Source organism: Bacillus sp. GMs2/2, from assembly GCF_050172095.1.
Lineage (GTDB): Bacteria > Bacillota > Bacilli > Bacillales > Bacillaceae_G > Bacillus_A > Bacillus_A cereus.
In genome coordinates, this window is sequence record NZ_JBNLYE010000266.1 from 1 (window position 1) to 5,754 (window position 5,754).

The following is a 5,754-nucleotide window of genomic DNA, read 5'->3' on the forward strand; positions in this document are numbered from 1 at the left end:
TGAGATATACCAAATTCAAAATGAATATTAAATTTAATAAAAAAGTAGTAGCATTCACGGCAGGATTAACGGTATTATCTTCACCATTGGTATCGTTTGCAGAGCAACAACAATTAGTAAACAATAAGCAACCTACAAGCGTTCAGGAACAAAGTAAAACAACATCAGATGAACAGGCTTTAAAAAGTATTGAAGCTAGTTTTGAAGAGGTAGACGGACGTGGTGGAGGTACTGTCGACAATAAGAAAGTAGATAGTCTTCAACGTTCAGAAGGTATTCATGAAGAAACAGGTACACTAACTGTTCCTAACAATTCAAACAGAACAAAACGTAGTCTGTCTCCCATATCACCTAGCACCTCTAGTACAATAAATGGTGTTCCATTCACGGAATGGATTGTTCCAGCAGGTAACGATAATATTCGTCCTCAAAACTATATGAGTCCAAAGTATATTACAATTCATGAGACTGATAATACAAGTGTAGGAGCAGGTGCTAGAAACCACGCTCAATACCTATATAACCAAGCAGTAGGGAACACAGATCGAGCTGCATCGTGGCATTTTACAGTAGACGATAAAGAGATTTATCAACATCTACCATTAAACGAGAACGGATGGCACGCAGGAGACGGTGATGGTCCAGGTAATAGAGAATCTATTGCAATTGAAATCGCAGTTAATAGTGACGGAAACTACAGTAAAGCGGTAGATAACGCTAAGAAACTTGTAGCTTATTTAATGAAAGAAACTGGTGTACCGTTAAATAACATTGTAAAACATCAAAAATGGAGCGGTAAAATATGCCCTGCCAACATGATTAATAATGGGCAATGGGATGTATTCGTAAATAGCGTTGAGGGGTATTATAATAATCTTTATCAACCAAAAGATGACATTACAGGAGGTTGGTATGAAGAAGCTATTCGAGAGTTAAATAGAAGGGGTATTATGATAGGGGAAGGAAACGGAGTTTTCGCACCCAATAGAGCGATAACAAGAGCCGAATTTGCTCAATTAATCTCTAAATCTCTAAACCTGCCAGCTGGAGATGCTTCATTTAGAGACCTAAACGATGCAAATTCAACTTTACGAGATGGTATTAAACGTACTGCAAGTGCAGGTATCATTCAAGGTAGAGGAGATGGTTATTTTGACCCAAACACACCTATTACAAGAGAAGAATCAGCAATTATTGTAAACAAGGCTTTACAGTATAAAGGTATATGGGGACCAGTTGTAAACCTACCATTCTCAGACAAAGACCAAATTATTTATAAAGAAGACGTACAAAGACTGTATGGCCTAGGTATTGTAAAAGGTAAGGGTGACAATCAATACGACCCTAAGGGAACAACAACTCGTGGTGAGACAGCAACATTCATTCTAAATATGCTACAAGTAATTGAAAATGGTAGTGTTGAAAAGGTAATTGGAACGGCTCAAATTAATGGTATTGGGGTAAATGTTCGAAGCGGATCAGGGACAAACTATTCTATTGTTAGAAAGACAAGTAAAGGCGAAAAAGTTACAGTATATGAAGAAAAGAACGGCTGGCTAAGAATTGGAACAGGGCAGTGGATTTATTATGACTCTAGTTATATCGACTATAACAGATTATAAAAGACTTAATAGTTAAAAGAACAGGTCATATTTGGATATATAACTTACTCTCAGGTTGTGAAGAAGACTTTCTCCACAACCTGTTTTTGTGCCTAGCCCTCTCTTTACCTACCAATACTGATAAAAAGAGGAAATTCATTATGATGGGGGCATCGGAAAATCAACATAATTAGCGTGTATACAATTAAAAACTAATGTTTTTCTAATAATTAAGTAGAGGTCACCATACATGCCCATCCAGCTCATATTTTGAAATACCCCAAAACGAAAAAATGAGCTTTATTGTTACAAGTTAACATAAGATTTCGTTCTGGGGTTACTATAAAATTTTAGCATAATAGCGATGTGTTAGTTCTAAAAACTCAAGAAAGCTTTAGAATACTATTATAGTTGGTCAAGCACATGAACTAGACATCTAATTATTTCAGAGGATTTCTCGATTTGCTCTGCATCAAAATCTGAAAGGTTCGCATTAAGAATATGTTTTAGTTTTTTCTCTCTTTCTAAGTGACAATTTAAACCACTAGGCGTAAGTTGAACGTTGACAACTCTCCGGTCGTTATTTGAACGAACACGCTCAACGTAACCAGCCTGTTGTAATCCATTGATTAATTGAGTAATACCAGCGGCGGTAGTTTCTGCTCGATCAGCTAATTCTTTGACTGACAATTCGCCTTCTTCAGCTAATACTTTAAGGGTTCGAGCATGGACCATTGAAACTGCCCCTAATGTACGAGTAGCTCGCCCTCTTAAACGTCCATCGGCTGCAGTTAGACTATATATAGCCTGACTAAGTTCGTCTATCGCAGTTAACTTATTTGAAGAATTTGTCATAACATCACCATTTTCTCATTAACTAAGTACTTAATTATATGAAGTTAACATTAACATATGAAAAAGAGTAGAGTCAAATTAAGTAGAGACTGGCTATTCATTTTCCAAGCAATATTATATATGCTCACCTTAAGTCATCAATAAAATAATAAAAAGACTTGGCTCGTAGTCTTGACAAAAGTACATATTATACTTCATTATTTTAATTAAGTACTGAATCATTAAGTACTTAATTAAAATAAAAAGGATGATTATTATGACTCAACGTTCACAATCTCAAGGATGGGCTTTAGATATAGCTCTTTCACTTGGTGGGTTTGATGCTTTGCATCCTGAAGCAAAGGCAACTATGGAACAGTTAGGGCACGACCACACTGATTTTGATAAAGTTTTTTCTCAAGTAAAGAGTGGAGCAATGATACCAAAAGCATGGGCCACGGTTGCTTCTCAGGCTCAAGAACGTGCAAAACATTATGAACAAAAGGGATTCACTGTTACTGCTCGTGATCTATATCAGCGAGCTGCTGTTATGTGGGGACGTGCACAATACTCATATTTTAATGATGATCCACGAAAATTGGCATTTCGAGAGCGTTGTAATGAATGTGTGGCAGCTATTTCATCACTTGGAGGAGGAACGGTACAACGTATAGTACTAGAATTTGAAGGCAAACAGATATATGCACTCCTTCATTTGCCCTCAGGTGAAGTTCATAATGCACCAGCAGTAATATTAGGTCCAGGTATGGATATGATTAAGGAAGACTATATACAGATTGCGCAACGTTATTATACGTCTCGTGGTATCGTAGCTCTATCAATTGAAGGACCGGGGCAAGGCGAATCTGTATCTGGAGGTCTAAAAGTTGATTTGACTAATTACGAACGCGCCGTTAGTTGTTATATCGATTTTCTATCAAAACGGCCTGAGGTTGATCCAAAGTGTATTGGATTTTTTGGTATCAGTATGAGCGGGTATTGGGGGATGCGAGCTGCTGCGAGTGATAATCGTATAAACGCTATAGCGACTTTTGAAGGTGTATATGGTGAATTTGATACCATCTTTAACAGAGCGCAGCCGAGTTTCAAAGCAAATTTTATGTACATGTCTGGTTACACTGATGAAGTTGCTTTTGAAAACGAATTGAGTAGCCAGATGAATTTGTGGAAATTGGCACCAAAGATTACTTGTCCAGTCTTCATGGGAATAGGAGAATTTGATGAACTTACCCGTTTGGAAGAAGCATTAAGTCTTTATGAGTTTGTAGAAGCACCAAAGGAGATACGCGTCTATGAGAATGAATTTCACCCACTTGGTGGAGTAGCTGCAGAAATTTTTCGTTTTGGTGCAGAGTGGGTGGAACTTGCACTTGAAGGAAACTTTAAAGCTAACCATGATGAGCGTTATTACATGCATCGTGATGGGAGTGTTACTGAAGGGACTGCTTTTCCCACTTATTGGCTTGGTGCCCAGCCGGCGGAAATTAAAGGACGAAAAAAGTGTAATACATTAAATGCTTGTAGTAATTAAAAAATTTATACAGATTAAAAAAGAAAACAACAAAAATAGTATGTAGCTCTTATTTACACTATTTTTGTTGTTTTCTTCAAAATTTAGACTCCTCATAATTATGGTCATTGGTGAGGATATTCAAAGTTCGGAAGACTTCGAATTTATGAAAAACATGGAATAAAGTGCAGAAACTGTTAAATTATTTATAAAGTAGGGACGACATACTATGTTTTTTCTTGAGCACAACTAGCATACATATATTCCCTAGGAATTAAGTCCAGAATGGTGGAGACATATGATCTGAGGAACATGACTGTCATAAAAGGCTAGGTATCATTGGATTGCAAGACAAATCAAAGTTCTTATTTTTGAATTTTTAAGCTGATGGATGTGGGGTTCGCCACATCCATCAGCTTAAAAATTTTATAACGCTCCCAAAACGAGTAAATTGTACATTCTCACCTGGAGATATCAATTTTCTCGTTTTGGGTTGGATTTGTTTACTTAAGTTGATGGGCATGGGATACAGCCGAGATATGTGTAAAAATAGGTACATATGGCTAAGTCTATGTAACTATGAAGTATTACTTTTTCATCATGCATGGAGCCTTACAAGTTACTGTCCCCTTGTAAGTTGCCATAATTCCACCAAAATCCGTTACTTTAGTCGAATAAAGAGTTAATATCCCTTTATATCCGTTCTGATCATATGAATAGGTTTGTGCTGGTGATTTTCCCTTTGGATAATGGACATCTACGTACTGCGTTTTAGAATATAAATCACCTGCAAGCAATTCTACTTTAGTAGTTGATGCTGCATTAGCATCTGTCGGAAATGATAGTGCGGTAAAGCTAATACCAAAAGCTAAGGTTGTAGATAGCAATACTGAAAGCGCTTTATTTTTCTTCATGACTTAATCCCCCTTATTAATATTTAGTACAACTTAAACTTACTTTATTTTCCAAATAAACGAAAGAGTTAAATGTATTTCTCATAAAAAGATAGAATTTTCAGTCTTTATTTACCGTTTATTATAACGGTGTTACGAAAAGTACTTCAAGGTACAGCATATGTACTTCGATATACGTTCCACATAGTTTATATAAAACAAATCCTATTACGTTGTTAGTGGGACGAGCCGGAACATTTATATTCCACATAGTTCATATAAGCGCAGTCATATGCTACGAAATCCTTTTTTATATTCTACCCTCACCTCACCATAACAAAAAAAACGTGCATCCAAATAGTATTCTCAGTTTTTTTATGAAACGATAAATCTCGTAGTTATCAATTTTGATAACTCACCGTAGTAATAATTTTTCATTACTACGGTTTTGCATTCCACATATTTCTGAATCTACTCCTTGCAGAACTTTTAGCTCTGTAATAGTTATAGGGGTATCGCCAGCATTTTGGAAAACCCCCACGCTAAGAGTATGCAAGATTTTATACAGTTTTTGGGCTAATGCAGTAATAAACAATAGCCCTGAACACACGCCAGGACAGGAATGTATAAAAAGATGAATAGGGTTATAGAAAAAGAAAAAGACGAAACCCTATTTTCAAAGGGAATTCGCTTTTTTCTTGCTACCGATAATGAGACGTTATGTTAACTTTACATGAATACAATATACATATAAAAAATGCTATAATTAGAAAAAATAATATTGGAGAAACAAAAATCAAATATCTATTAAGGAGTGAATTTATGATAAGTGTTCACGATAATACAATTATTTCGTATCAAGTTAATCTCGAGAAAGAAGAAATTCGTATTCACA

The 5,754-nt window shown here is 36.0% G+C and carries 4 protein-coding genes; 2 read left to right on the forward strand and 2 right to left on the reverse strand.

Annotation, left to right across the window (positions count from 1 at the left end; all coding sequences use genetic code 11):
- Positions 1-20 precede the first annotated feature (20 nt).
- Positions 21-1,622, forward strand: coding sequence for an S-layer homology domain-containing protein (locus ACQGS6_RS21950; RefSeq protein WP_426965602.1), 1,602 nt, complete (start codon positions 21-23; stop codon positions 1,620-1,622).
- A gap of 384 nt (positions 1,623-2,006) precedes the next feature.
- Here ACQGS6_RS21950 and ACQGS6_RS21955 read toward each other — a convergent pair whose 3' ends face one another.
- Positions 2,007-2,456, reverse strand: coding sequence for a MarR family winged helix-turn-helix transcriptional regulator (locus ACQGS6_RS21955; protein ID WP_000185335.1), 450 nt, complete (start codon positions 2,454-2,456; stop codon positions 2,007-2,009).
- 256 nt (positions 2,457-2,712) lie between these two features.
- On the opposite strand from ACQGS6_RS21955, the gene ACQGS6_RS21960 reads away from it, so the two are divergent.
- Positions 2,713-3,987 (forward strand): alpha/beta hydrolase, encoded by a 1,275-nt coding sequence (locus tag ACQGS6_RS21960; protein ID WP_098587908.1) that lies wholly within the window; start codon positions 2,713-2,715, stop codon positions 3,985-3,987.
- Positions 3,988-4,553: 566 nt separating this feature from the next.
- Here the strand turns inward: ACQGS6_RS21960 and ACQGS6_RS21965 are convergent.
- Complete coding sequence (locus ACQGS6_RS21965) at positions 4,554-4,880, reverse strand: hypothetical protein (protein ID WP_098587907.1); 327 nt, start codon at positions 4,878-4,880, stop codon at positions 4,554-4,556.
- Positions 4,881-5,754: the final 874 nt, after the last annotated feature.